At 29.9% G+C, this 23735-nt stretch carries 27 protein-coding genes; 20 read left to right on the plus strand and 7 right to left on the minus strand.

Annotation, left to right across the window (positions count from 1 at the left end; all coding sequences use genetic code 11):
• The first annotated feature begins 128 nt into the window (after positions 1 to 128).
• Complete coding sequence (locus tag NMK29_RS11900) at positions 129 to 758, plus strand: hypothetical protein (protein ID WP_234424353.1); 630 nt, start codon at positions 129 to 131, stop codon at positions 756 to 758.
• A gap of 75 nt (positions 759 to 833) precedes the next feature.
• Positions 834 to 1166 carry a hypothetical protein gene (locus NMK29_RS11905; protein WP_234424354.1) on the plus strand — a complete coding sequence of 111 codons (333 nt, stop codon included), beginning with the start codon at positions 834 to 836 and terminating at the stop codon, positions 1164 to 1166.
• A gap of 13 nt (positions 1167 to 1179) precedes the next feature.
• Here NMK29_RS11905 and NMK29_RS11910 read toward each other — a convergent pair whose 3' ends face one another.
• Positions 1180 to 1836 (minus strand): class I SAM-dependent methyltransferase, encoded by a 657-nt coding sequence (locus NMK29_RS11910; RefSeq protein ID WP_108805617.1) that lies wholly within the window; start codon positions 1834 to 1836, stop codon positions 1180 to 1182.
• 245 nt (positions 1837 to 2081) lie between these two features.
• On the opposite strand from NMK29_RS11910, the gene NMK29_RS11915 reads away from it, so the two are divergent.
• From NMK29_RS11915 to NMK29_RS11940, 6 genes are all read left to right on the plus strand, one after another.
• Positions 2082 to 2435: a hypothetical protein gene (locus tag NMK29_RS11915; protein ID WP_108805618.1), complete on the plus strand. Its 354-nt coding sequence runs from the start codon at positions 2082 to 2084 to the stop codon at positions 2433 to 2435.
• 34 nt (positions 2436 to 2469) lie between these two features.
• Complete coding sequence (locus NMK29_RS11920) at positions 2470 to 2940, plus strand: YHS domain-containing (seleno)protein (RefSeq protein ID WP_108805619.1); 471 nt, start codon at positions 2470 to 2472, stop codon at positions 2938 to 2940.
• A gap of 28 nt (positions 2941 to 2968) precedes the next feature.
• Positions 2969 to 3322: a hypothetical protein gene (locus NMK29_RS11925; RefSeq protein ID WP_108805620.1), complete on the plus strand. Its 354-nt coding sequence runs from the start codon at positions 2969 to 2971 to the stop codon at positions 3320 to 3322.
• 240 nt (positions 3323 to 3562) lie between these two features.
• Positions 3563 to 4612 (plus strand): AraC family transcriptional regulator, encoded by a 1050-nt coding sequence (locus tag NMK29_RS11930; RefSeq protein WP_108805621.1) that lies wholly within the window; start codon positions 3563 to 3565, stop codon positions 4610 to 4612.
• 92 nt (positions 4613 to 4704) lie between these two features.
• On the plus strand, positions 4705 to 6186 hold the full coding sequence (locus tag NMK29_RS11935) for a serine hydrolase (RefSeq protein WP_108805622.1): 1482 nt from the start codon (positions 4705 to 4707) through the stop codon (positions 6184 to 6186).
• Between the two features lie 102 nt (positions 6187 to 6288).
• Positions 6289 to 6798, plus strand: a complete 510-nt coding sequence (locus NMK29_RS11940) for a DUF2306 domain-containing protein (protein WP_108805623.1) — start codon at positions 6289 to 6291, stop codon at positions 6796 to 6798.
• Between the two features lie 41 nt (positions 6799 to 6839).
• Here NMK29_RS11940 and NMK29_RS11945 read toward each other — a convergent pair whose 3' ends face one another.
• Positions 6840 to 7358 carry a fasciclin domain-containing protein gene (locus NMK29_RS11945; RefSeq protein WP_027391861.1) on the minus strand — a complete coding sequence of 173 codons (519 nt, stop codon included), beginning with the start codon at positions 7356 to 7358 and terminating at the stop codon, positions 6840 to 6842.
• A gap of 121 nt (positions 7359 to 7479) precedes the next feature.
• Between NMK29_RS11945 and NMK29_RS11950 the strand changes: the two genes are divergently transcribed.
• From NMK29_RS11950 to NMK29_RS11995, 10 genes are all read left to right on the plus strand, one after another.
• A complete protein-coding gene (locus tag NMK29_RS11950) occupies positions 7480 to 8034 on the plus strand; it encodes an RNA polymerase sigma factor (RefSeq protein WP_108805624.1) in 555 nt (184 codons plus the stop codon).
• Positions 8034 to 8819 carry an anti-sigma factor domain-containing protein gene (locus NMK29_RS11955; protein WP_159092377.1) on the plus strand — a complete coding sequence of 262 codons (786 nt, stop codon included), beginning with the start codon at positions 8034 to 8036 and terminating at the stop codon, positions 8817 to 8819. Before NMK29_RS11950 ends, NMK29_RS11955 begins: the two co-directional genes overlap by 1 nt.
• A gap of 47 nt (positions 8820 to 8866) precedes the next feature.
• Positions 8867 to 9697 carry an AraC family transcriptional regulator gene (locus NMK29_RS11960; RefSeq protein WP_108805626.1) on the plus strand — a complete coding sequence of 277 codons (831 nt, stop codon included), beginning with the start codon at positions 8867 to 8869 and terminating at the stop codon, positions 9695 to 9697.
• A gap of 57 nt (positions 9698 to 9754) precedes the next feature.
• A complete protein-coding gene (locus NMK29_RS11965; RefSeq protein ID WP_108805627.1) occupies positions 9755 to 10342 on the plus strand; it encodes an SRPBCC domain-containing protein in 588 nt (195 codons plus the stop codon).
• A gap of 3 nt (positions 10343 to 10345) precedes the next feature.
• The gene (locus tag NMK29_RS11970) at positions 10346 to 10888 is read left to right on the plus strand and encodes a DUF4287 domain-containing protein (protein WP_108805628.1); all 543 of its coding nucleotides are present in this window, start codon (positions 10346 to 10348) and stop codon (positions 10886 to 10888) included.
• Positions 10889 to 11060: 172 nt separating this feature from the next.
• Complete coding sequence (locus tag NMK29_RS11975) at positions 11061 to 11459, plus strand: heme-binding protein (RefSeq protein ID WP_108805629.1); 399 nt, start codon at positions 11061 to 11063, stop codon at positions 11457 to 11459.
• A 93-nt stretch (positions 11460 to 11552) separates the two neighbouring features.
• On the plus strand, positions 11553 to 12194 hold the full coding sequence (locus tag NMK29_RS11980) for a fused MFS/spermidine synthase (protein WP_108805630.1): 642 nt from the start codon (positions 11553 to 11555) through the stop codon (positions 12192 to 12194).
• Positions 12195 to 12226: 32 nt separating this feature from the next.
• Entirely contained in the window at positions 12227 to 13162 is a 936-nt protein-coding gene (locus tag NMK29_RS11985) for a threonine/serine dehydratase (protein WP_108805631.1), read from the plus strand.
• A 152-nt stretch (positions 13163 to 13314) separates the two neighbouring features.
• On the plus strand, positions 13315 to 13674 hold the full coding sequence (locus tag NMK29_RS11990; protein ID WP_108805632.1) for a BlaI/MecI/CopY family transcriptional regulator: 360 nt from the start codon (positions 13315 to 13317) through the stop codon (positions 13672 to 13674).
• Positions 13674 to 16409, plus strand: coding sequence for a M56 family metallopeptidase (locus NMK29_RS11995; protein WP_108805633.1), 2736 nt, complete (start codon positions 13674 to 13676; stop codon positions 16407 to 16409). The genes NMK29_RS11990 and NMK29_RS11995 overlap by 1 nt, the downstream gene beginning before the upstream one ends.
• 154 nt (positions 16410 to 16563) lie before the next feature.
• Here the strand turns inward: NMK29_RS11995 and NMK29_RS12000 are convergent, their stop codons facing one another.
• From NMK29_RS12000 to NMK29_RS12015, 4 genes are read right to left on the minus strand one after another with little or no spacing between them, the layout of a single operon-like run.
• On the minus strand, positions 16564 to 17472 hold the full coding sequence (locus tag NMK29_RS12000) for a hypothetical protein (protein ID WP_159092378.1): 909 nt from the start codon (positions 17470 to 17472) through the stop codon (positions 16564 to 16566).
• Between the two features lie 29 nt (positions 17473 to 17501).
• Entirely contained in the window at positions 17502 to 17969 is a 468-nt protein-coding gene (locus NMK29_RS12005) for a hypothetical protein (protein ID WP_159092379.1), read from the minus strand.
• A 21-nt stretch (positions 17970 to 17990) separates the two neighbouring features.
• Positions 17991 to 19061, minus strand: a complete 1071-nt coding sequence (locus NMK29_RS12010; protein ID WP_108805636.1) for an alpha/beta hydrolase-fold protein — start codon at positions 19059 to 19061, stop codon at positions 17991 to 17993.
• Positions 19062 to 19092: 31 nt separating this feature from the next.
• Positions 19093 to 20031, minus strand: coding sequence for a nuclear transport factor 2 family protein (locus tag NMK29_RS12015; RefSeq protein ID WP_108805637.1), 939 nt, complete (start codon positions 20029 to 20031; stop codon positions 19093 to 19095).
• 246 nt (positions 20032 to 20277) lie between these two features.
• On the opposite strand from NMK29_RS12015, the gene NMK29_RS12020 reads away from it, so the two are divergent.
• Both NMK29_RS12020 and NMK29_RS12025 read left to right on the plus strand, forming a co-directional pair.
• The gene (locus NMK29_RS12020; RefSeq protein WP_108805638.1) at positions 20278 to 21438 is read left to right on the plus strand and encodes a sensor histidine kinase; all 1161 of its coding nucleotides are present in this window, start codon (positions 20278 to 20280) and stop codon (positions 21436 to 21438) included.
• An 11-nt stretch (positions 21439 to 21449) separates the two neighbouring features.
• Positions 21450 to 22184, plus strand: a complete 735-nt coding sequence (locus NMK29_RS12025) for a LytTR family DNA-binding domain-containing protein (RefSeq protein ID WP_108805639.1) — start codon at positions 21450 to 21452, stop codon at positions 22182 to 22184.
• An 87-nt stretch (positions 22185 to 22271) separates the two neighbouring features.
• Here the strand turns inward: NMK29_RS12025 and NMK29_RS12030 are convergent, their stop codons facing one another.
• A complete protein-coding gene (locus NMK29_RS12030) occupies positions 22272 to 23735 on the minus strand; it encodes a glutamate synthase subunit beta (protein WP_108805640.1) in 1464 nt (487 codons plus the stop codon).

Raw genomic sequence — 23735 nt, forward strand, 5'->3', positions numbered from 1 at the left:
TAATATAGCTTTTATTAATTGGCTCAATATTTTGAGTTATTAACTTCATTTTTAGTTGAGTATTTACACAAAAAACGCGTATATTTAATTACTAATTCCGCATACTGTCAGTAATTAAATTACAGCACATGAATAGAGCTTTAAACCTTCGGAAAAGTCTAGCTATTTTAGGGATTCCTGTACTGATTATTGTAATCATGATACTTCTAACAAAATCGTCCATATTTACAACAAACTCCAACAGTTTATCTATTGGAATTACATTTGATTTATTATTAACCGTTCCCCTTATATATTTTCTGCAAATTAGAAAAACCAACATTCCGAAAATTACTATTCTTTCATTTGTGATTATCGGTATGATAGTTTGTACACTCATAATTCCGTCCATCAATCAATATTATTTGGATCTTTTTAAGACTTGGATATTTCCTGTTTTGGAACTTTCTATAGTATCATATGTGATTTACAAGTTGACCAAGGTTATAAAGCGTTATAAAGTAAACAAAAATGGATCTTTAGACTTTTTTACTGCCCTAAAAGATACTTGCAGAGAAATACTTCCTAAAGCTGCTGTAATACCTGTAGTCACAGAAATTGCTGTTTTTTATTATGGTTTTATTTATTGGAAAAAAAGAAACCTCAGTAAAAATGAGTTCTCTTATCATAAAAACAGTGGAACAATATCTTTATTAATTGCTCTTGTAATTATTATTAGGATAGAAACAGTTGTATTTCATATTCTTCTTGCAAAATAGAATCTCACTGCAGCCTGGATTTTAACTTTTCTTAGTATATATTCAGGTATTCAGATTATTGGTTTTATCAAATCGATGTATAAAAGACCTATTTCTATCGAAAATGATAAATTATTCCTCCGATATGGAATCATGAATGAGACTACTATTGAGTTATCTAATATTGATAGCATAGAAATCTCATCAAAAGATATTGAATTAGACAAAATCACTAGAAAACTATCATTTTTAGGAGTATTAGAAAATCATAATATGATTATAAGGCTAAAAGAAGAAAACACCTTGATTGGGCTTTATGAAATTAAACGTACTTACAAAAATTTAGCAATACATATTGATGACAAAAATGAATTTAAAAATCGAATAATTAGTGTTTCTAATCGATTAAAACTAGATGCTACTTTATAATATAATACACGATCTAAAAAACTTCATAAATTGTTGTTTTTATAAGTCCTTTACCATCTGCTGTATTAATTGATAGTAACTCTTTTTCTTTTTTTATTTTAAAATTAAAAGGTGGTGCTAATAAATTTATTCCGCTTTGCTTTTTTAATCTGATTCCTTGCCCAGAAATGATATCTGTATTTGGATTAAAAACACCTTTTGGTATATGCTCTGTAAGAATAACATACTTAAAATCATATAGCTTATTCACTACTTGTTTTACTTCCTTATTTGACAAATGTTGTAATACTTGCCGTAGTATCAAACAATCTGCAGAAGGTAAATCATCGACCGCAGCATCTAGACAATGAAACTCTAAATTTTGTTGCTTAAATTTTTCTTTATTGTACGCTATTAGTTCTGCTACTATATCTATTCCAATATATTTCTTACTGTATTCAACCAATTGCTTCCCTATATTAAAATCACCACAACCAATATCACATACGATCAATGGTGTCTTAAACGACGTTAGAAATGATATTATAGCATCTATATAAGGAAGTACAATCTTAGGGTTATGAGATCCATCGCCAGAATAAAAATCAAATTCTGTACCTCCCCAAAGTTTCTTTTCATAAACCTGAGCCATTGCATCTTTTGTTGGCCAAGGAGTTTTCTTTTTATTCATATCTGTTTTTCTATTCGTCTTTAAAAACTGCTCCTGTAAACTATTAAAGGGATTCTCTTCTAAAAATAAAAATATAATATCGAAACAAACTTACAAATTATGAAGTATAACAACCTCTTAAATTGTTTGGTCATTATTATAATGATAGCTTCAAAAAAGTACAATTAGTAGTCTTTTTTTTGTAGCATCAAAACCTTCATTCTACTTCATCTTTGCATTGTATTAATCATTAAATAAACAAAAAGATGAATATTAAAGACCAAGTACAAAAAATGGATGCAATCGTAGCACAAGGTGCTATTGTTGACGCTGTAAAAGATTTTTTTGCAGATAATGCAGTAACTGCTGATTACGGTAATAGTGGAACAAATGGAAAACCTGAAATGGTAAAAAAAATGGAAGGTTTTGCTAATGCTATAGCTAAGGTTAATGGAATTACACATCATCATACCATTGTTGATAAGAATATTTCTGCTTCTGAATTTACTTTTGATTTTGATATGAAAGATGGCAGTAAAATATACTGGCACGAAATTATACGTCGAATTTGGAATGACCAAGGAAAGGTTACTCAAGAAACATATTTTAACGCAGAATAATTAACATCTATAATAACATTTAAATAAAAATATTATGAAACTTATAAAATCATCATTAGTAATAATTGCACTCATTCTTACCGCTAATTTATCTGCACAAGATAAAAAAGCCAATAACGTAGACAATAGCAATATAGCATTACAAGGATATAGCCCAGTATCTTACCTAGATCTAGGTTTAGCGCAGAGAGGAAATAAACAATATAAATCAGAACATCAAAAAATCATTTATTATTTCACCTCATTAGATCAAAAACAAACTTTTGATAACAATCCTGCCAAATATCTACCGCAATATGGAGGATTCTGCGCATTCGGCTCATATGCAGGTGCAAAATTTAGAGTTGATCCAACAAAATTCATTGTTAAAGATAGTAAGTATTATCTATTCTTAAATAATGTAGAGTTAGATGCTAAACAACTATGGTTAGCAGAAAACAATCATAATAAACTAAAAAGTACTGCTGATAAAAACTGGAGTAAACTAAGTAAAACTCACAATTAATTTTCCCATCACTTTAAATTTAAAAATCATGAAATTTGTAACCAAAAGAATACACGCATTTTTAGATTATCCTGTTGCGATTATATTAATATTACTACCATACATACTTGGTTTAGGAAGTTCCAATCCAATGGCGCTATATGTTTCTGTAGCAACTGGGGCTGCAGCTTTTATATTAACCTTATTAACAGATCATAATTTAGGAGTATATCGTATTGTACCATATAAAGTTCATTTAATTGTAGATTTTTTAGTAGCAATTGTATTTATTATCGTTCCTTTTATTTTATCATTCCAAGGAATAGATGCTTACTACTATTGGATAAATGGTGCAATGGTTCTTATAGTAGTAAGCCTACATAAACCAGAAACATCTGCCTGATTTATAAATATTTGATCAAATAGATTGGAGTAATAACATTAATGAGTAATAACCGTTTGAATCCTAATTTAAGCGGTTATTTCTTTTATATATTATAATTAAAAAAGCTATCATTAATATCTTGAATGATTCATTCTAAAACTTCTTACACTTTTATTATCTTGCTTTTGAATAATAAATTTCTTGTTAATCTTGCGGGATCCAATATAAAGGATCCAAAAAGTGTATATTGTAAATTGAATGCATCACGTCGAAAAATTTTCACCAGAACTTAATAAAGTATACTTTATAGAAAAACATACGTTAATCCACATTTTATCGGGTAACGGGAGTATTCAGGTTGATTTTAAAAATTATTTAGACTGGCAAGAAAAAGCCATTTTTTTAGAAAAAGGACAATACATCAAGTTTCTTTCAGACAATTTCACTATCAGAAGAATTGAATTCTCGAACAAAGAGAAATTTTATAATACCGAAGTTCGAGTATTATTTAAACATCTAATATCTTTAGGGTATATTGATTTATTAGAATGTGACGAATGTAATAACTTTTTATCAGAATCAACGTTAACAGATAATTCCTCTAATATTATAGATATTTCTTCAAAACAATGGTACTGGCAAAACCCTTTTAAAGCAAACAAAGAAGAATATCAGATTATTTTTGATATTAAAGATATTATTGATGAAGAATATTCTAATAATTTAACCAGTAGCGATCTAGTAAATCTTATTAATGATAATGGATATAATGCCCAAGCACTTATTAAAAATAAAGTAGGATTGTCAATTAAAAATTTAGTTAGCTCTAAAAGATTACAGGAAAGCCAAAAACAAATTGCTTTTACTGATAAGAATATTCAGGAAATCTCTTATGATTTAGGGTTTAAGGATGATGCTTATTTTAATCGTGTTTTTAAAAATTCAACTGGACAAACACCTAAACAGTTTCGAGAAAACTTCGATTTTGAAAAACGAGATACATTTACCCAAAATATTCTAGAACTTTTACAAAAATATCATACTCAAGAAAGAGCTCTAGAATTTTATGCTGATAAAATGAATCTATCTATTAAAGCGCTTTCTAGTAAAGTTAAATCTAAAATGAATATCACTTTAGGCCAATTAATCAGATTGGAACTTATCAATACTGCAAAATTTATGCTCATTGAAGGGGAATCTATTTCTGAGATATCTAGAACCTTAGGTTTTGAAGAACCTAACCATTTTACTCGGTTTTTTAAACATTATTTAGGCATTTCACCAACGGATTTTAAATCAAGTATTTAAATAAAAAGAATCCTAACTGATAATCTATTTACCAAACGTTTTCGCATCTTAATGATTCATATATTTATAGTTGTCAATCATAAAATCCAAAAATGAAATCAATAATCGCATATAGTTTAATACTGTTGGTAATCCTATCTAGTTGTACTAAAAAAAGTAAACAATCAGATAACAGGGAAGAAAAATTTACATCTGAATTAATAGCATTAAAGAAGTTTTTTCAAATTCCTGGACTTGCCGTTTCTATCCAAAAGAATGGAAATAATATATATCAAAACTATCTAGGTGTATCAGACATAGAAAAACAAACTGAATTAGACTCTACAGTTTTATTTCCTATAGCTTCAATAACCAAAGTGTTTTCAGGAGTTTTAATAATGAAACTTGTAGAACAACAAAAACTTTCGCTAGAAGAACCAATCAATAACTATTTAGACGCCCCTATTCAGCAAGATTCAATTTTAATCAAACATATCCTATCGCATACTTCTCAAGGAAATATTGGAACAGAATTTTATTATAGTTCTCGATTTGGAATACTCACAAGGGTTATTGAGAAAGCCTCCAATAAATCCTTTAAAGAGTTTATGAATCAAGAAATTCTAATGCCTTTACAATTAAAAAACACTTTCTTACTTAAGGATTCACTTCAAATTACTGAAGAAAATCGAAAAATAGCCAAGCCTTATGTCTTGAATGAGGGAACAAAAAAAGGATTTATTGATTTCGGTTATTCTACCTCAGCAGGAATTGTTTCTAATCTAAATGATTTAGCAATTTTTAATGATGCTTTGGATACCAATACACTGATATCAGAAGAATCCAAGAATTTAATGTTTTCTTCTTTTAAAGATGATCTACCATATGGTTATGGAATCTTTAGTCAAGAGATCGAAGATCTACAGCTGGTATGGGCTTATGGTCAATATGATTGCTATTCTAGTTTGTTTCTAAAAATCCCTTCAAAAAAGATTACCTTAACCTTACTTGCTAACAATAATTTATTGAGTGATCCTGCGCGATTAATCTATGGAGATGCTACTTCATCATTATTTGTTATTAGTTTTTTAAAAAATTATATATACAAACACGGTGAAATGGAACTGTTAGAACTGTTAGATACAACCGAGATTGTTTCTACGTACCCTAAAAGTACTTTTCACAGAAAAAAATTATTAGCACAGGCATTGAGTGAATCGTTTATGGCTAGGTTTGATCCAGAAAAAATAAAAACGAGTTCGAAAATATTAGAATACACCTTTTCTCAATACCCAAATTATCAAGAATATGCTGATCTAAACCTTCTTCACAATCTATCGTTTTTAAAGGATGTTTCATTCTATATGGATCTTGGTGAGTTCAATACGTTTGATACTCAAATCGAACTTATTGGAGAAAAGTTGATCAAAGAAACACCTAAAAGTCCTTATGTACATATATATCTCGGCACCTATTATGATAGAAAAGGAAACACCGAAAAAGCAAAATACCACTTTGAAAGCATTGTCAATGCGAAGAATTTTTCAAAAAACTGGTACACTCAAGAAGCACAAAATTGGTTGAATAATCATTAGATTTAATTAAAACTACAATTGAGTCAGAACATATAACAATTCGGTAATTATAATTACTTTCATACTACGTATCGCAGTAGCTTTCGCATAAATTAATATATTATGTTTTTAAGCTCTATAGGTATTGTTCATTTCGCCTCATCAATAATTTCATTATTATTTGGAACTCTAGCTTTAATCAAACCTAAAGGAACCAAAAATCATAAGAGAATTGGTTATATCTATACCATTGCTATGAGCGTTTTACTGGCAACTTCTTTTATGATATATCGATTACACGGAACATTTGGTGTACTACATTGGTTCGCAGTAATTAGCAGCATCACTTTATTATTAGGAATTATACCAATGTTCATAAAAAAGCCAACAAATTATTTACAACTACATCTTAGTTTTATGTATTGGAGTGTGATAGGATTGTACTGTGCATTTTTTGCCGAAGTACTTACGAGAATACCATTTATACTAAAGGTTAATAGCAACATAATCCCTATTTTTTATTCATTAGTAGGAATTGCTACAGCAGTAGTTAGTATAATAGGTTCAATTTATTTTAGAAAATATAAAGAATCTTGGATGAATCTTATAGAAGATTCTACAACTAAAAAATAAGCGCTGTATTTCTACAGCGCTTACAAATAATACAATGACTTTTATTTTGGCATTACAACATCACCAATTACATGAATCACTCCGTTAGAAGCCATTACATCAGTTTTTACAATTTGGCTATAATTACCATTTTGGTCTTTTAGCCATATTTTTCCATCCTTTTTCAGAACTTTTAATTTCGCACCATTCAGAGTAGTTAGTTCCGCTTTTCCACCGCCACTTTTCAATGCTTTTACTACAGCTCCAGCATCAATTTTACCTGATACTACGTGATATGTAAGAATTGAAGTTAACTTTGCTTTATTAGCTGGTTCTAATAAAGAATTTAAAGTTTTAGAATCAATCTTTGCAAAAGCATCATTCGTGGGAGCAAACACCGTAAATGGGCCGTCGCCTTTTAATGCTCCTACTAAATCTGCTGCTTTTACCGCTGTAACCAATGTAGAGAAATCATCTACCGAAGCTGCCACATCTACAATATCTTTTTTTGATTGTGCAAACATCGATTGAGATACTACGAATAAGAAAAGAGTCGAGGTAATAAAAATTAGTTTTTTCATGATTTTATTTTTTAATAATTAAACAATGTTAAACGCGCTTTTCATTATCATATACACAAGTTTGTTTCGTTTGGATGAGTTTGGATGAGATTTTTTTTAAATTTGAAGAAGTCAATAATAAATGAAAGACGATTTAGAGCTCATAAAAAGATTACAGAATCAAGACACAAAAGCGTTGTCTAAGGTCTATGATCTATACTCTGGAGCGATTTATAGTGTAATTTTAAGAATGTGTAAAAATGAACCTTTAGCACAAGAATTATTACAAGAAACATTTATGAAAATTTGGCAAAAAGCAAATACTTATGATTCAGAAAAAGGAAAGTTTTTTACATGGTCCTACCGAATAGCTAGGAACCTTACGTTAAATTCTTTAAGAAAAACAGAAACCCTCATCCAAAATGAGGATTTAAGTGTATATAAAGATAGAAGTACTTCTGAAGAAGAAATAGATACAAACGGGATAGTAGGTTCTTTAAAGAAATTAGAACCTCATCATCAAAAAGCTTTAGAACTTGTATATTTTAATGGACTCACTCATAGAGAAGCTCATGAAGAGATGAATGTACCATTAGGAACATTCAAATCCTATATAAAACAAGCTCTTAAAAAATTGCGTGAATCTTACAAAGAAGAACTTATTATCGTATGGATTATTATTGAAATGATGAGATGATGGATAGGAATACAATAAAAGATACAGGAATACTAGAACAATATCTATTAGGTGAGCTTTCGGAAAAGGAATCTATAGAAGTAGAAAATATTCTAAAAGAGGATGATGAGTTGCGTGAATACTTTGGCAAAATGGAAGATGATATGGAGCAAATAGCTTTAGAAAATGCCATCTCCCCTCCCACTCATTTAAAAACAGCACTATTTAATACGATAGAAAAAGCTACTATACATTCTGATGAAAAAGTAATTCCATTACAAAAAACAAAAAGAACATCTTATAATTTTGCAGTTGCGGCAAGTTTAGCTACACTATTTTTATTGAGTTCTGGTTGGTTATATAATCAATGGAAAGAGACAGAACAGACTATAGTGAATTTACAACAAGAAACAGATAATTTACGAACCAAATTGGTAAATATAGAAGGAGATTTAAAGGAAACGAATGATTGGTATCGAGCGATTAATAAACCCGATGTAGTTCAATTGGTTTTAAAAGGAAATGAAAAATCACCTAATTCTGCTGCTGTTGCTTACGTTAATCATCAAAACAAAGAAGTTATATTAAACCCTCAAGGGCTTTCTAAGCTAAAGAACAATAATACTTATCAAATGTGGGCGGATGTAGATGGAGAAATGATAGATATGGGAGTTATTTCTGCTGATGCTGAAATGATAAAAATGAAATACATAGAAAATGCTGAATCATTAAACATCACTATTGAACCAGCTGGTGGAAACGATCATCCTACGGTAGAACAGCTTATTTCTAATGTGATTTTATAATCTAAAAAATATCTAAGTTTTTATAACCCAAATACTAAATACTCTATATGATTTTTGAAACTCATCAATTGAATGGTCCCATTAGTGAATACATTGAATCTATATTTTATTTTAAAGATTTTATGCCAGATCATTCTATAGAGAGAGTTATACCAACAGGACATGTTTTTATTATATTCGAATTAGATAACATCCCAAGAAAAACATTTGATAATACTACGCTAAAACCAAATAAAACATATACAAAAGCCTGGGTATCTGGCATGCATAAGAACTACATTTCAATCTCAGCACACCCAAAATCAGAAATGTTTGTAATTCAGTTTAAACCTTTTGGAACCTATCCCTTTTTTCATTTTCCTGCGGAAAATCTGAGTGATAAGGTTTTATCTTATGAAGAAATTTTTAAAGAAGAGCTAACAGAACTGAGAGAAAACCTTAAGAAGCAAGAATCATCTAAGGATAAATTCAATATAGCAGAACAATGGTTAATAAATAGATTTAATGATTCTAAAATACCTTCTAAAGAATTGCTCTATGTAATAAAAAAGTTGGAAACAGAACCTGTAACGAATTTTAATGAAGCTATTAATGGCTATCCTTATACTCAAAAGCATCTTATAGATCAATTCAAAAAATATATAGGTGTTACTCCCAAATATTATCAACGAATTTTACGATTTAATGAAATCTTAAAACAAATTCGACAAAAAGAAAGTATCACTTGGTCCCAAATAGCATATCAATGTGGTTATTCTGATCAATCACACTTTATAAAAGAGTTTAATCATTTTTCTGGCTTTAACCCTCAAGAATTTATTAAACAGGAATTTAATAAAGATGAACCTAACTTCTTTCCTTTGGATAGAGAAGGTTAATTTTTTACTATCATAGTACTTTTTGTTTTTATTACTTCGCATTAAATTGATAATGATATGAAAACATCTTTTCTAATAATTCTAATTATTTCACCTTGGTTATTTCTTTATTCGCAAGATCCAAAGTTACAAACAGAAAAAAGAATTACTTCTACCATTGATTCTACAAATAAAAAGGAGCTTGTACTCATACAAGAGTTTATCATTAATGTTCCATTAGATTCTGTTTGGAATGCATATACAACCAAAAAAGGTTGGGAAAACTGGGCAGTGGCATTAGCAGAAGTTGATTTTAAAATCAATGGAAAAATAAGAACCAATTATAATAAAAATGGAAGGATTGGAGATAGCACAACAATACATCTTAATATTGTGAACTATGTGCCCAAAAAAATCATAACACTACAAGCAGAACTTACTAGTAATTTTCCGAATTTTATGAAAAAAGATGAAAAAGATCTTTATAATATTATATCTTTTGAAAATATCACAACTAAAAAAACCAAGGTAACTTCTTATGGAGTTGGCTATAAGAATAATCCAAAATATCTATCCTTAATGAAGTTTTTTATTAGTGGTAATGAAAAATCATATTTGAATTTAATTACATACTTAGAAACTGGCAAACGATCAATTAACTATTAAAATATGGACAAAGCACTACAAACCATGATAAGTAACATGCCTGAAAAAACAGGTAAATCATTAGATGAATGGAAAAAAATTCTACAAGAAAAATCTTTCGCTAAACACGGAGAAGCCATGAAATTTTTAAAGGGCGAACATGGAGTTACACACGGTTTTGCTAATACCATCATTACGCTATCTAAAGAATCAAACGAAACTCCGGATGACTTAGTTACGAATCAGTATAAAGGAAAAGAAACTTTATTACCAATCTATCAAAAACTATTAGCTGTAGTTAATTCTTTTGGCACTGATGTCATAAATACTCCTAAAAAAACAAGTGTCAGCATTATCAGAAAAAAACAATTCGCACTTATTAAGCCAGCAACTAAAACAAGAATAGATCTTGGTTTAAAATTAAAAGACGTACCAACAACAGATCGATTACTAAATTCTGGTCCTTTTGGAACAATGTGTACTCATAGAGTTCAATTAACAACTCTAGATCAAATAGACTCAGAACTTACCGAATGGCTAAAAGAAGCTTATAAAAAAGCTGAATAATAATTAAGCATTTAATGTAATTTAGTATAAACAACTATCTATCATTGCATTACTATATAGTATACAATGATCAATAAAACTTTATATTTTATTTATGAGGTAATTCACATGTTCAGGACAGTTTTATGAAGATATTGCCGTCAAATTAGAACACTCATAAAATAAAATTTAAATGAACATTACATTAGATCAGGCAGAAAAAATAATCACTGCTGCAAAAGCAAAATCAATTGCGCTAAACACTAAAATGAATATTTCTGTTGTTGATGCTGGAGCAAACTTAGTTGCTTTTGCGCGCATGGATGGCGCTTGGTTAGGATCTCTAGATATATCATTAAAGAAAGCAAAAACAGCTCGTTTTTTTGATATGAATACAGGTGTTATTGGAGAGTTATCACAACCAGGAAGCCCTTTATACAATATAGAACATTCTAATGGAGGTTTAATAACCTTTCCTGGTGGAGTACCTATAAAAAACGAAAAAGATGAAATTATTGGTGCAATCGGAGTAAGCGGTAGTAGTGTAGAAAATGATCATGCGGTAGCAGAAGCAGGAGCTACAGCTCTATAATTTTAATAAAAACGTTGATCATCTAAATTCTATTTTAGATGATCTATACGTTTTATTATAATCTTACTCTTAGCCATTATCAGTAGTAGAAATATGAAAAAAATCGTTAGCTATATCTGGCCTTTGACCAAAAAAATTACATCTAAAATCAATGGAACTTTAGAAATTACCTGGATGAATGGTAAAAAGATTCTAGATAGTGAAACAGCTAACTATTCTTACGGTTCATTGCAGCGAATTTTAGATTATGGTTTATCTAAAATATACTTTGATAGTAAAGCAAACATCCTTTTGTTAGGAATGGGAGGAGGAAGTGTCATAGAGACATTAAAAAAGAAGTATAATCATAGAGGACATATTACTGCTGTAGAAATTGATCCTGTTATAATTAGGTTAGCTGAAGAGGAGTTTGATATTATTCAAAGTAATAATCTATCTATTATATCACAAGATGCATATAATTTTATAAATAAATGTAACACCGATTTTGACCTTATTATTATTGATATTTTTATTGATTTAAAAGTACCTAATAAATTCTATTCAATTGAATTTTGGGATACTTTAACAAGACAATTAAAACCAAAAGGAAACATACTTTTTAATGCTGGAATTCAATTAGAAGATGACACAGTCATACAATCAATAATCCATAAGTTCACTAAAGAAATTGAATTTCAATTGCACAATAATGTTTATGGAACAAATACCCTTCTTATAGGTAGGAAAAAATAGTATCTTCGTTTGAGATATTTATTTCATCTATAATGAATGCAAAAAGACTTAGCGATACTGCGCAAACGATAGCATCCTATATCCATAGAACTCCCGTATTAACATCTAGACTTATTAATCAGATATCTGGAGCAGATCTTTATTTTAAGTGCGAAAACTTTCAGAGAATGGGGGCTTTTAAAATGCGAGGTGCTACCCATGCCATTCTTAAGTTATCAGATGAACAAAAATCAAAAGGTGTTGTTACCCATTCTTCTGGTAATTTTGCACAAGCATTATCCTTGTCTGCTCAGATTTTAGGTGTAAAAGCCTATATCGTAATGCCATCTAATGCTCCACAAGTAAAAAAAGATGCGGTTAAAGATTATGGTGGAGAAATCATAGAATGTCCTCCCACTCATAAAGATAGAGAAGAAACCGCAAGTAAAATTCAAAAAGAAAAAGGGGCTACATTTTTACACCCATATAATGATCATAATGTTATATTAGGACAAGGGACTGCTGCATTAGAATTATTAGAGGATCATCCAGGCTTAACATATATATTTGCTCCTGTTGGTGGTGGTGGTTTAATTGCCGGCACATCATTAGCAGCAAACTTTTTTGGAAAAAATTGTAAAGTAATTGGTGGAGAACCTTTTGAAGTTGATGATGCATACCGAGCATTACAAAGTGGTACTTTAGAAATTAATGAAACAACTAATACTTCTGCTGATGGACTTAAGATGCCTCTAGGTAATCTTACTTTTCCTATTATACAACAATACGTTTCGGAAATTATTCGGGTCGATGAAGAAGAAATTATAAGTGCTATGCGTCTTATCTGGGAACGTATGAAAATCATAATAGAACCTTCTTGCGCTGTTCCTTTAGCAGCTTTACTTAAAGAAAAAGAACGTTTTAAGCATCAAAAAATAGGAATTATTCTATCCGGCGGAAATGTAGATCTTAGCAATCTTCCTTTCTAAAATCATTTTAATACTTATTTAACAAAACCATATAAACCCATATTTAAAGGGGCTTACAGTACAAATACTCCTAATAAATTAGTTGAACTCCTAACAAATTAGTTGTAAAACTAATTTGTTAGGAGTATGTTTGTTCTATCAAATTGAAAATCATGCAAAAGTTAGCTAAACGAGAAGAACAAATAATGCAGAGTTTATGGAAACTAGAAAAAGCATTTATTAAAGAAATTATTGAAGAACTACCAGATCCGAAACCTCATTATAATACCACTGCTACTATTGTAAAAATTTTAGAAGAAAAAGGTTTTATCAGTCATAAGGCATTCGGTAATAGTTTTCAATACTATCCTTTAATTTCAAAAAATGATTATCAAAAAGACGTTTTAGGAGAAGTTGTCAATAATTACTTCGATAACTCACCACTAGCATTGGTTAAATTCTTTGCTAAAGAAGAAAAAATAAATACCGAAGAGTTAGAAGAAATTATTAAACTCATTAAACGCAAAAAATAATGACTTACATAATCTACAGTTCAGCACTTATAGGTTTGTCTTATTTGATATATAGATTATTCCTATCTAAAGAGACTTTTTACAACCTAAATAGAGGAGTATTACTTAGCTTGATGGTAATCTCATTTTCTATACCTTTTATCTCCGTCCCAGAAAGTATATCTTTTAAAACAACCTTATTTCAGAAAGAAATTGTCGAAAATCCTACAACTAATTCTCTAGAAGTTGATGTTTATAACAATGAAAATCCAGTAAGCTTTTCCGAGAATACTACTACCGACATTGTTACTGATTCAATCAATCCTTCTATTATTTCTTTGGATTGGAAATCAATAATCCTCTATATCTATATTTTAGGAGTAATGGCATTCGGAGTTAATTTTTTAATTCAATTGATTGTATTATTATACAGGATGATAAAGTTTCCTACTATCGAAGTAGATGCATACAAAATTGTAGAAACGAATACTAATCATGCTCCCTACTCTTTTTGGAATAAGATATTTATCAATCCAAATCAATACAATCCAGATACATATTTGCAAATATTAAAACATGAACAACTACATATTTCTGGAAAACATAGTTTAGACATGTTATTGGTAGAATTATTAGTCACTGTACAATGGTTTAATCCATTTGCTTGGTTATATCGTAAAGCGATTGACAATAATCTAGAATATCTTACAGATCATGGTATGCTTATTAAAGGGGAGGATAAAGAAGTATATCAAATGAATTTATTAAAAGTATCAACCCCAGATATGCCAACAGGTTTGGCAACAAGTTACAATCAATCATTTCTCAAAAAACGAATCATTATGATGAATTCCAAAAAATCAACAGCAAAATCAGGATGGAAATACCTAATCATTATTCCATTACTGGCAGTAACCGTATTATCTTTTAATCCGGTCAGTATTAACACATCAATTGACGAGTCTATTTCTAATGAATTAGAAACTCCAAGTGATGAACATTTTAAAGAGTCCAAGTTTAAAAATGACTTTACCAGAGGAGCATGGGATGCAGAAGAAGGAGGTGGTAAACTATGTATTATGTATAGAAATGCAGAACCTCTAAAAAGAAGTTATTGGTCTATAACACGTTGTTATGACCCTTCATTTTTTGCCAATTTTCCATCTGGCAGCAAACAAAAATTCGAAATTACACGAGATGCAGGAACCATGGTATTTAGTGGTCAATACGAAAACGGAATAGGCGATGGAAGATATACTTTTACACCTAATACCAGTTTTAGCAACGCATTATCTAAACAAGGATTTAAGGCAGATAATGAAGAGCTTGTGCATTGTTTTCTTACTGATTTTGATAATTCTTATTTGGCTTATCTAAAACAAGAAAACCTTTCTTTAGATCAAGATGATTTTGAAGATATTATACACAAAGGACTTTCTTTAGAAAAATTGAAAATGTACAGAAAAGAATTATCCAAATTAGGGTATACAGATTACACTATGAATGAGGTAAGTAAATTAAACCTATTTGATGTAGATGTTTCCTATATAAAATTCATTAATAACGTTAATGGTCAACAAGCTACATTAAAAGAAATTACCAAAGCTAAAATTCATAATTTATCTCCAGAATTTATTAAATCTTATAATGACAATGGGTATAAAAAGATGTCCTTAAATGACTATATGAGACTAAAGATTCATAATGTATCTCCTGATTTTATCGCAGATTTTAAAAAAGAAGGATACACAAATATTTCAGCAAAGGAGGCACAGAACCTTAAAATCCACAATGTGACTCCACAATATGTGCAAGCTTATAAAAACGCTGGATACAAAAGCATTACTTTAAAAGAGGCTAAAAACCTAAAAATACATAATGTAACTCCAGCATTTATAACCAGTTTTAAAACATCGGGTTATCCAAATATCACATTAAAAGAAGCTAGAAATCTAAAAATACATAATGTAACACCAGACCTTATAAAATCATATAAAAAAGCAGGGCAAACCAATCTTTCTCTAAAAGAAGCTATCAAATTAAAAATTCATGGAATTTCTCCTGAACAAGCAAAAGCTGCTCAACAAAACGGACAGTCAAGTTCTTCTACAAGTAGTTCGGGAAAAGGATATCAAGAAGTTAAACAAAATCCTAATGATTTTATAAAACAATTTAAGGCACTTGGTTATGAAAACGCTTCTGTAGATGATATCATTTCACTTAAAATTCATAACGTAACTCCAGATTTCATAAAAAAATATCACGCCGCAGGTTATAAGAATATTCCTTTAGATAAAGTTGTAGGTTTAAAAATTCATAATGTGACTCCAGAATTCGTTAATACCTTTAAAAAAGCTGGATATAAGAATATTTCTATAGATGAGGCAATGTCATTAAAAATACATAATGTATCGCCAGATGTTGCTAAAGAGTATAAAAATATTGGATATAGTAATTTAGATATTGACGATTTAATGTCTTTGAAGATTCACAATATTTCTCCTGAATATATTAAAGAATTTAAGAAAACTAGGTTTGGTAACCTTCCCTTAGATGATATTATGTCTTTCAAAATACATAATGTAACTCCAGAGTTTATAAAAACATTTGAAGATCTGGGTTATAAGAATATCACAGAGGACCAAGCGCAAAGTTTAAAAATTCATGGAGTAACTCCAGAGTTTGTAAAATCATTAAAAGAACAAGACAATGATGTCTCTCTTGATCAAGCAATAAGAATAAAAATTTATTTCTAAGCGAAGCTATAGAAAACTAATCAATCATTTATACATTCATCAATCATTAAAAATGCTGTTACTTATAATCTGTAACAGCATTTTTATTAATCTTAACCGATTAAACAAGCATTATAAATCATCTTATATAATCAAAATCTATATAAAACTTAGATTATTTGTGGATATGCAATCCTATTTGTCTATGTATTCTGAGTGAATTGTCTTTTTCTCTTCTCCAATATGAAATCCCTGATCCTGCGGTATTACCTGAAAATCCTGGCACTGTCCAATCTACATAAAACCCTCCATATTTGATGTATCCATTTTCTACTTTATCATATGCATACGTCATAATCTCAAGAGAATCAATTTGTACTGGATTCTTATAATATGCTTTATAATGATCCAACAAAACAGCTTTTCCTGTTTTAATGGTATCGGCGAATGGTAAATACATGGTATCATCAGTATATGAATCTGCAGTTTTTTCAGGAATTCTAGCTATTACATTACTTTTTCCCAAAGTTGTATAAGCCATCAATTCTCTTGGCACTTCAATAGTTTTAGATATAGATGTACTAGCTTCTGGGACCAAAAACACTTTAGGATCATCAATATGCTCTAGATATCCAAATGCTTCTGCTCGTATCTTTAATTTTCCATTAGTCTTCTTTTTCCAAACATTAAAATACTTTCCATTTAATTTTTTCGAGTTTTCAAAAACTTTGGTAAACAACCCTATTTCTATAATTCTGTTAGAAAATTCTATAACATCGATCGTTTTCCTATGATATTCTTTAACATTTTGTCTCGCAAATATGATGTCATAATATAGTTTAATATTATCACTATGTACTATTAATGGATTGTAATCCGTAAATAACAAAGATTCTTGATCATACAGATCTTGTATTACTTCAAAAGAACCTGTCTTTATTGCTGTACTAATTCTTTTATTATATTCTCGCAAAAGATCTTCTACCCTTTCTGATTCTTGTAATTTATTAATCTTATTACTTTTTGAGTTTTCACAAGCCAATAACATAATTAATATAATAGTTAGGAATATAAAATTTTTCATGTTCTGTCTTTTAAAATTCTCAATCTTGTTTATGAAGTCATATTAAAAATCACTTTCCAAATTTTCAAAGAATCATCTTTCATCCTTCTAAAAATAAATAAGTTTTTAGTACTAAAAGTGTTTGATGTTTCGGTATTTGCTGGATAGAAAACTCCAGTTACTTTGCCCTGCATCACCACTATTTCTTGATAAGAGTGTATCTCTGTTATTTCATGTTTCATATCAGCAAAACCAAATTCTTTTTCTTTATCAATATGTGCTATCAAGGTCATTTTATCAGTAATTAAAGACTGATTCGGAGCCATATGAACGAGATCATCTACCCAAACTTTCATTTTATCTTCTGCAGAAATAGTATGATTATCTAATATTTTTAAAATAGCCATCACGGATTTCTGATCTTTTTCTGTAGAAAAATTTTGTTTTTCTTTTTGATTATTACATCCTGTTCCTAACAATATAATTATCAATATTATTGTGATATTTTTTATCTGCATAAGTATCAATTTAAACATTCATTAAAAGGATAAGTGTTTGTTTAAAAAAGGTAAAACTCTTGTGGCTAAGCGCCCTTCATCTCCCCAATACTTATTCCAAGGATCTCCCACAAATTCTTCTCCCTTATGATCTACTCCCAAATCCATCAGTTTTTTACTAAACCTACGATTAGAAATTACGTGTGCTTGTGTTTGATCAAATCTTGCCCAATCAAATGCAATTGCGGTAAGGTTTCTTAAATTATCAGCATACTCATCCAACCGTTCATCGAGATGAAATTCTCTTTGCTCTTTTCTTATATTTTTTGGATGAAGTTGTAAAACGTTATTTTCATCTTTTTCAAATAGAAAATCGCAAAACAAAGGAGATCTATTTGGATTAGGAAGAAATGCCTGGCATACACTAGTAAAAATCTTAGTCCTAATATCATCACCTACTTCTTCATAAGATCTTGCCACCAACACTTTATCCCAATCAACGCCCAAAGAAATTCTTGGTAAATACCCCGAACCAGTAGCTACTGGATGCAATGCATAAACAATATTAAAAATTTCTGGATACGCCATAGCAACTTTTAATGCTCCTCTTCCACCCATAAAATGACCGATTACCGCTCTGCTATTTTTATCAGAAATAGTTCGATACTTGTTATCTATAAAGGGAACCAATTCTTCAGTAATAAAATCTAGCCAAAAACCACTTGTACTTGAATTTTCAAATAGACTTCCAATGGTTGGCGATGTGAAATCAGGCACTACCAGAATAAATTTTTTAGATTTATTTTCTATGATATTCTTATCAATTATTTCTGGAGTTTTATGATCAGAAACCACCTGATTTGGATTTTCAAATAAACTATGGAAATAATAGACTACTGGATATTTATTTTTTGATGATGAATAACCTGGCGGAAGGTAAATTTTAATATTTCTATTAGTATTTAATCCTATTTTATTTTTAGCTAGAATCCTGGACTCAATAGTGTCATCTATAATACTACCCTTTATTTTATATTGTGCAGAAGTAGTATGAATACATAAGAATATTAGACAGGATGATATTGATATTTTCTTCAAAAAAGCAGTATACATAATAGAGTTCTTTATGGATGGATTAATTTATTTAATAGTTATAATCATACGTTGATATCTGTCTTACAATTTTTAAGGTTCCATTAGATGCTCTCTGCCATATCTTTATTCCTTTACCAGTACTAATGCCAGAATGTTCATTATTTCTCCAATTGGCTATATGACTCGCATAATTCACTACATAATCTCCTAAGTCATTTATGTAGTTGTTTCTAATATTTAGTTTCTCGAAAACTGGAAGTTCTACAACGTGATCTTTGATAAACTTATCTAGTTCAGCTTTATCTTTAAAAACTGGCTTATAGCTAAAAAAAGCGATCGCATCATCGGCATATAATTGCGCCCATAATGTATGATCTCTTTGTGCTATAAATTCCTCTGTGAAATGATTAATACTTGCAATTTCGAATCTAATGTTACTATTTATCGGAAGATGCTCCTGATATGCCAAAATAGTACCTGGAATATTATCAAACTTTAATTGTTCAGTAATATCGGTATGATGGTTATAATTCCATATTTCTGAAAGTAAGGAAATGTTATTTTCTTGTTTTACCCATATATTCATATATTTTCCATTAAGTTCTTCGACTGCACCTCCCTTTTTTAATCGAATTTTCATAACAAATTCACCTAATACGCAAATCTGAGATCCTAAATCCAGAGTTTCAATATTCTTTCTTTTGTACTCGATAATAACAAATCGATCAAAGAATGCTTTGTAATATCGCATTGCATTCTTTTTTCCTATAAGTGTTTTTTGAAAAGCGGGCATCAGATAAATGTCATCAGAATAATAGCCTTCTATCATCTCTGGAGTAGCGTTTATCATTGCTTTATTACTATCCTCAACAAACCTATTTAGAGCAGTATTAATATCATTCTCACTGATCATTTTAGTCTGAGCTATTATCATTAAGGTATGTAGTAAAAAAAATAGCCAGAATAGTCCATCTCTAATTTGTTTCATACAGTTTTAGTTTTAGTGGTTTCAACTAAAATATTCTGAAAACGAACATAGTAACTCCTGAAATTGACAAAATCATTATAAGTATTGATATATAACAAAAATGACGTATTTGCTTTCATAAAAGAGCACTAAACAAGATCAACACACTTTCATCAATAATTTGAATACGTTCATCAATAAATTAGAACCTCAACTCATGTTTAAAAACTATTTTCTTATTTTAATAGATTGTAAATGATATCATTTATGTCGATACAATTAAATACTATAAAAAACTCTAAAATACTTATTGGTTTATACCATTATAAGGCACATCATCTAGTGTTTTGGTTTGTTTATCATTATATGTGGTGGGCAATTGGTATTGGCAGTGCTAAAGAAGCTGCTTATAACATTTTTTTTTCGCCATATAATGTAAAATTTTTGTTCTATTTTATTTTTCAAGCTGCAGCTGTATATTTTAATTTATACTACTTGATACCTAAGTTTTTAGAGAAAAGAAAATACTTCACATACCTCTCCTTTTTTAGTTTAACCATATTAATTACTGTATTAATCATTACTGCTGGTTATTTTGTTGCAGCTTATGTTTCTGATACTACCCTTACTGAATTATTTGGTGAGCAAACCTTTGTTTCTCTATTAAAATCAGGTCCTTTATCTTCTACACTGGCTAGTATGACATTGGCGATGAGTATAAAATTGACTGAAAAATGGATTAAATCGCAGCAACAGCAACAGTTATTAGAAAAAGAAAAAATAGAAACAGAGCTTAAATTTTTGAAATCTCAATTTAATCCTCATTTCTTATTTAACACTATCAATTCCATTTTTGTTTTAATTCATAAAAACCCGGATATGGCCTCAGAATCATTAGCCAGCTTTTCAGATCTTATGCGGTATCAATTATATGAATGTAATGAAGCCAAAATCCCTCTAGAAAAAGAGATTGATTATCTTCATAATTTTATTAATCTTGGGAAACTTCGTCTTGACCAAACAGTAAAAGTGACTACTTCGATCAAAGATCAAATGTACGGTGATTGGTCTATAGCACCCTTTATTCTAATGCCATTTGTAGAAAATGCTTTTAAACACGTTTCTCAAGGTATGGATCAAAAAAACTGGATTGATATAAAACTTCATAATACAGAAAATGAAATCATATTTGAAATAACAAACTCTATTAATTCCTATGATAATTATACAACGGAAGATCTTATGAAAAATAATGGAATTGGATTAAAAAATGTACAAAGAAGATTAGATTTAATCTATAAAGATCAATATAATCTTTATACCAAAAAAACTAAAGAATTATATCGAGTAGCACTTAAATTAAAGTTGAACTCACACTCAGTTTCTTCTGAAGATGTAATTACATCTATGGCGACATTACAATCTTAAAAAAGATAATTATGGTTTTAAAATGTATTGTAATTGATGATGAACCACTGGCAAGAGAATGCATAACAAATTACATTAATGAAGTAGATTTTTTAGAGTTACAAGGAACTTGTAGTAACCCTTTGGAAATTACTAAAATTAAAAACACTCACGAAGTAGAGTTACTTTTTTTAGATATTCAGATGCCTAGAATGAATGGAATAGAATTTTTAAAATCTATGAAGTCTAAACCTTTGGTAATAATCACAACTGCTTTTCCCAACTATGCTTTAGAAGGTTTTGATTTAGATGTAATGGACTATTTGCTAAAGCCGATCACCTTTACTCGTTTTTTTAAAGCGGTATGTAAAGTAAAAGAGCAATACATTCTCTTACAAAATAACACTAATATAAACTCTAACAAAGAAAATAAAACCGCCAATTATGTTTTCATAAAATGTGATAGCAGTTATAAGAAAATATACTTTGACGATATTCTGTTTATTAAGGCTATGCAAAACTATGTAGCATTCCATACATCTGACGGAAAAAAGCACCTCTCATTAATCCCCCTAAAAGAAGTAGCAAAACAACTTAATTCTGAAATGTTTATGCAAGTTCATAAGTCATTTATTATACATATTCATAAAATTGAAGCTATCGAAACAGAAGGAATATCCATAAAATCTCATCATATTCCATTAGGTCGAAATTATAAAGAAGCTATTATGAAAAAGATAGTAAATGATAAAATTTTAAAAAGATAATCACATTCTAACCTTGCAAAAAGGCTGCTAACGGAATAGTTAGCAGCCTTTTATTAACACTAATATTGAATATTAGATTCTAAAAAACTAAATTCTTGGTAAGTCTCCATCCCCTTTAAGAGGTAAATTAGAACTTCCCATAAGATATGTATCTATATGATATGCCGCTTGTCTACCTTCTGCGATAGCCCAAACAATTAATGATTGTCCTCTTCGCGTATCACCCGCTGCAAAAACACCTTTTACGTTGGTAGCATAATTTTCTTCTGTAGCTTTTATATTTGTTCTTACATCCATATCAATACCTAATTGTTCTGCAATTGTAGGTTCTGAACCAGTAAACCCTAATGCCAATAAAGCTAACTCACATTTCCATTCTTTTTCTGTATCTGGAATCTCTTTTAAAGTAAAACGACCATTCTCTTTTACCCATTCAACTTCAGATGTTATTAAACCTCTAAGATTACCATTTTCATCTCCCAAAAATTCTTTTGTAGAAATACTCCAATTACGTTCCACTCCTTCTTGATGTGAAGAACTCGTTCGTAATCTCATTGGCCAAAAAGGCCATGGTTGATTAGCAGGGCGTTCAACAGTACCTTTACCCATGATTTCAAAATTCGTCACAGATGTTGCACCATGTCGTACAGAAGTTCCAATACAATCTGATCCTGTATCTCCACCTCCGATTACGATTACATCTTTATCCGTTGCAAGAATTTCTTCGCCTAAATCTTTAATCCCATCGACTCTACGATTGTTTTGTGGAAGAAAATCCATAGCCTGAACCACTCCTTTTAGATCAGCTCCTTTTACCGGTAACTTACGTCTTACTGTAGCACCTGTACATAATACTACAGCATCAAAATCAGCTTTTAGTTGATCCGCTTTAACATCTTTACCTATATGTGTATTTGTTTTAAAAACAATACCTTCTTCTTCTAAAACAGCAACTCTTCGATCGATTACATTTTTTTCCATCTTAAAGTCAGGAATCCCATATCGTAACAATCCTCCTACCTTTTCATCTCTTTCGAAAACAGTTACTAAATGTCCAGCTCTATTTAACTGTTGGGCAGCAGCAAGTCCAGCAGGTCCAGAACCTATAACTGCGACTGTCTTTCCTGTTCTCTCTTTAGGTAGATTCGCTTTTACCCATCCATTTTTAAAAGCTTCTTCTACTATATTTTTTTCAATATTTTCTATCGTTACAGGATCTTCATTAATCCCTAGAACACAAGCTTCTTCGCAAGGTGCTGGACATAATCTACCCGTAAATTCTGGAAAGTTATTAGTCGAATGTAATATTCGAGCTGCCTTTTCCCATTTACCACGATATACAGCATCATTAAAATCAGGTATTAGGTTTCCTAATGGACATCCACTATGACAAAAAGGGATTCCGCAATCCATGCATCTTGCACCTTGATTTTTAAGCTTACTTTCCTCCATTGGCACAGTAAACTCCTTATATCCTTTTATACGATCTTTAACAGGCTGGTACTGTTCAATCTCTCTTTCAAATTCTAAAAATCCAGTTATCTTTCCCAT

The organism is Aquimarina sp. Aq107, from assembly GCF_943733665.1.
GTDB lineage: Bacteria > Bacteroidota > Bacteroidia > Flavobacteriales > Flavobacteriaceae > Aquimarina.

Bases quoted from the DNA above. Each gene is read 5' to 3' on its own strand.
- NMK29_RS11900 (WP_234424353.1), top strand. From the start codon at position 129: ATGAATAGAGCTTTAAACCTTCGGAAAAGTCTAGCTATTTTAGGGATT.
- NMK29_RS11905 (WP_234424354.1), top strand. From the start codon at position 834: ATGTATAAAAGACCTATTTCTATCGAAAATGATAAATTATTCCTCCGA.
- NMK29_RS11910 (WP_108805617.1), bottom strand. From the start codon at position 1,836: ATGAATAAAAAGAAAACTCCTTGGCCAACAAAAGATGCAATGGCTCAG.
- NMK29_RS11915 (WP_108805618.1), top strand. From the start codon at position 2,082: ATGAATATTAAAGACCAAGTACAAAAAATGGATGCAATCGTAGCACAA.
- NMK29_RS11920 (WP_108805619.1), top strand. From the start codon at position 2,470: ATGAAACTTATAAAATCATCATTAGTAATAATTGCACTCATTCTTACC.
- NMK29_RS11925 (WP_108805620.1), top strand. From the start codon at position 2,969: ATGAAATTTGTAACCAAAAGAATACACGCATTTTTAGATTATCCTGTT.
- NMK29_RS11930 (WP_108805621.1), top strand. From the start codon at position 3,563: ATGCATCACGTCGAAAAATTTTCACCAGAACTTAATAAAGTATACTTT.
- NMK29_RS11935 (WP_108805622.1), top strand. From the start codon at position 4,705: ATGAAATCAATAATCGCATATAGTTTAATACTGTTGGTAATCCTATCT.
- NMK29_RS11940 (WP_108805623.1), top strand. From the start codon at position 6,289: ATGTTTTTAAGCTCTATAGGTATTGTTCATTTCGCCTCATCAATAATT.
- NMK29_RS11945 (WP_027391861.1), bottom strand. From the start codon at position 7,358: ATGAAAAAACTAATTTTTATTACCTCGACTCTTTTCTTATTCGTAGTA.
- NMK29_RS11950 (WP_108805624.1), top strand. From the start codon at position 7,480: ATGAAAGACGATTTAGAGCTCATAAAAAGATTACAGAATCAAGACACA.
- NMK29_RS11955 (WP_159092377.1), top strand. From the start codon at position 8,034: ATGGATAGGAATACAATAAAAGATACAGGAATACTAGAACAATATCTA.
- NMK29_RS11960 (WP_108805626.1), top strand. From the start codon at position 8,867: ATGATTTTTGAAACTCATCAATTGAATGGTCCCATTAGTGAATACATT.
- NMK29_RS11965 (WP_108805627.1), top strand. From the start codon at position 9,755: ATGAAAACATCTTTTCTAATAATTCTAATTATTTCACCTTGGTTATTT.
- NMK29_RS11970 (WP_108805628.1), top strand. From the start codon at position 10,346: ATGGACAAAGCACTACAAACCATGATAAGTAACATGCCTGAAAAAACA.
- NMK29_RS11975 (WP_108805629.1), top strand. From the start codon at position 11,061: ATGAACATTACATTAGATCAGGCAGAAAAAATAATCACTGCTGCAAAA.
- NMK29_RS11980 (WP_108805630.1), top strand. From the start codon at position 11,553: ATGAAAAAAATCGTTAGCTATATCTGGCCTTTGACCAAAAAAATTACA.
- NMK29_RS11985 (WP_108805631.1), top strand. From the start codon at position 12,227: ATGAATGCAAAAAGACTTAGCGATACTGCGCAAACGATAGCATCCTAT.
- NMK29_RS11990 (WP_108805632.1), top strand. From the start codon at position 13,315: ATGCAAAAGTTAGCTAAACGAGAAGAACAAATAATGCAGAGTTTATGG.
- NMK29_RS11995 (WP_108805633.1), top strand. From the start codon at position 13,674: ATGACTTACATAATCTACAGTTCAGCACTTATAGGTTTGTCTTATTTG.
- NMK29_RS12000 (WP_159092378.1), bottom strand. From the start codon at position 17,472: ATGAAAAATTTTATATTCCTAACTATTATATTAATTATGTTATTGGCT.
- NMK29_RS12005 (WP_159092379.1), bottom strand. From the start codon at position 17,969: ATGCAGATAAAAAATATCACAATAATATTGATAATTATATTGTTAGGA.
- NMK29_RS12010 (WP_108805636.1), bottom strand. From the start codon at position 19,061: ATGTATACTGCTTTTTTGAAGAAAATATCAATATCATCCTGTCTAATA.
- NMK29_RS12015 (WP_108805637.1), bottom strand. From the start codon at position 20,031: ATGAAACAAATTAGAGATGGACTATTCTGGCTATTTTTTTTACTACAT.
- NMK29_RS12020 (WP_108805638.1), top strand. From the start codon at position 20,278: ATGTCGATACAATTAAATACTATAAAAAACTCTAAAATACTTATTGGT.
- NMK29_RS12025 (WP_108805639.1), top strand. From the start codon at position 21,450: ATGGTTTTAAAATGTATTGTAATTGATGATGAACCACTGGCAAGAGAA.
- NMK29_RS12030 (WP_108805640.1), bottom strand. From the start codon at position 23,735: ATGGGAAAGATAACTGGATTTTTAGAATTTGAAAGAGAGATTGAACAG.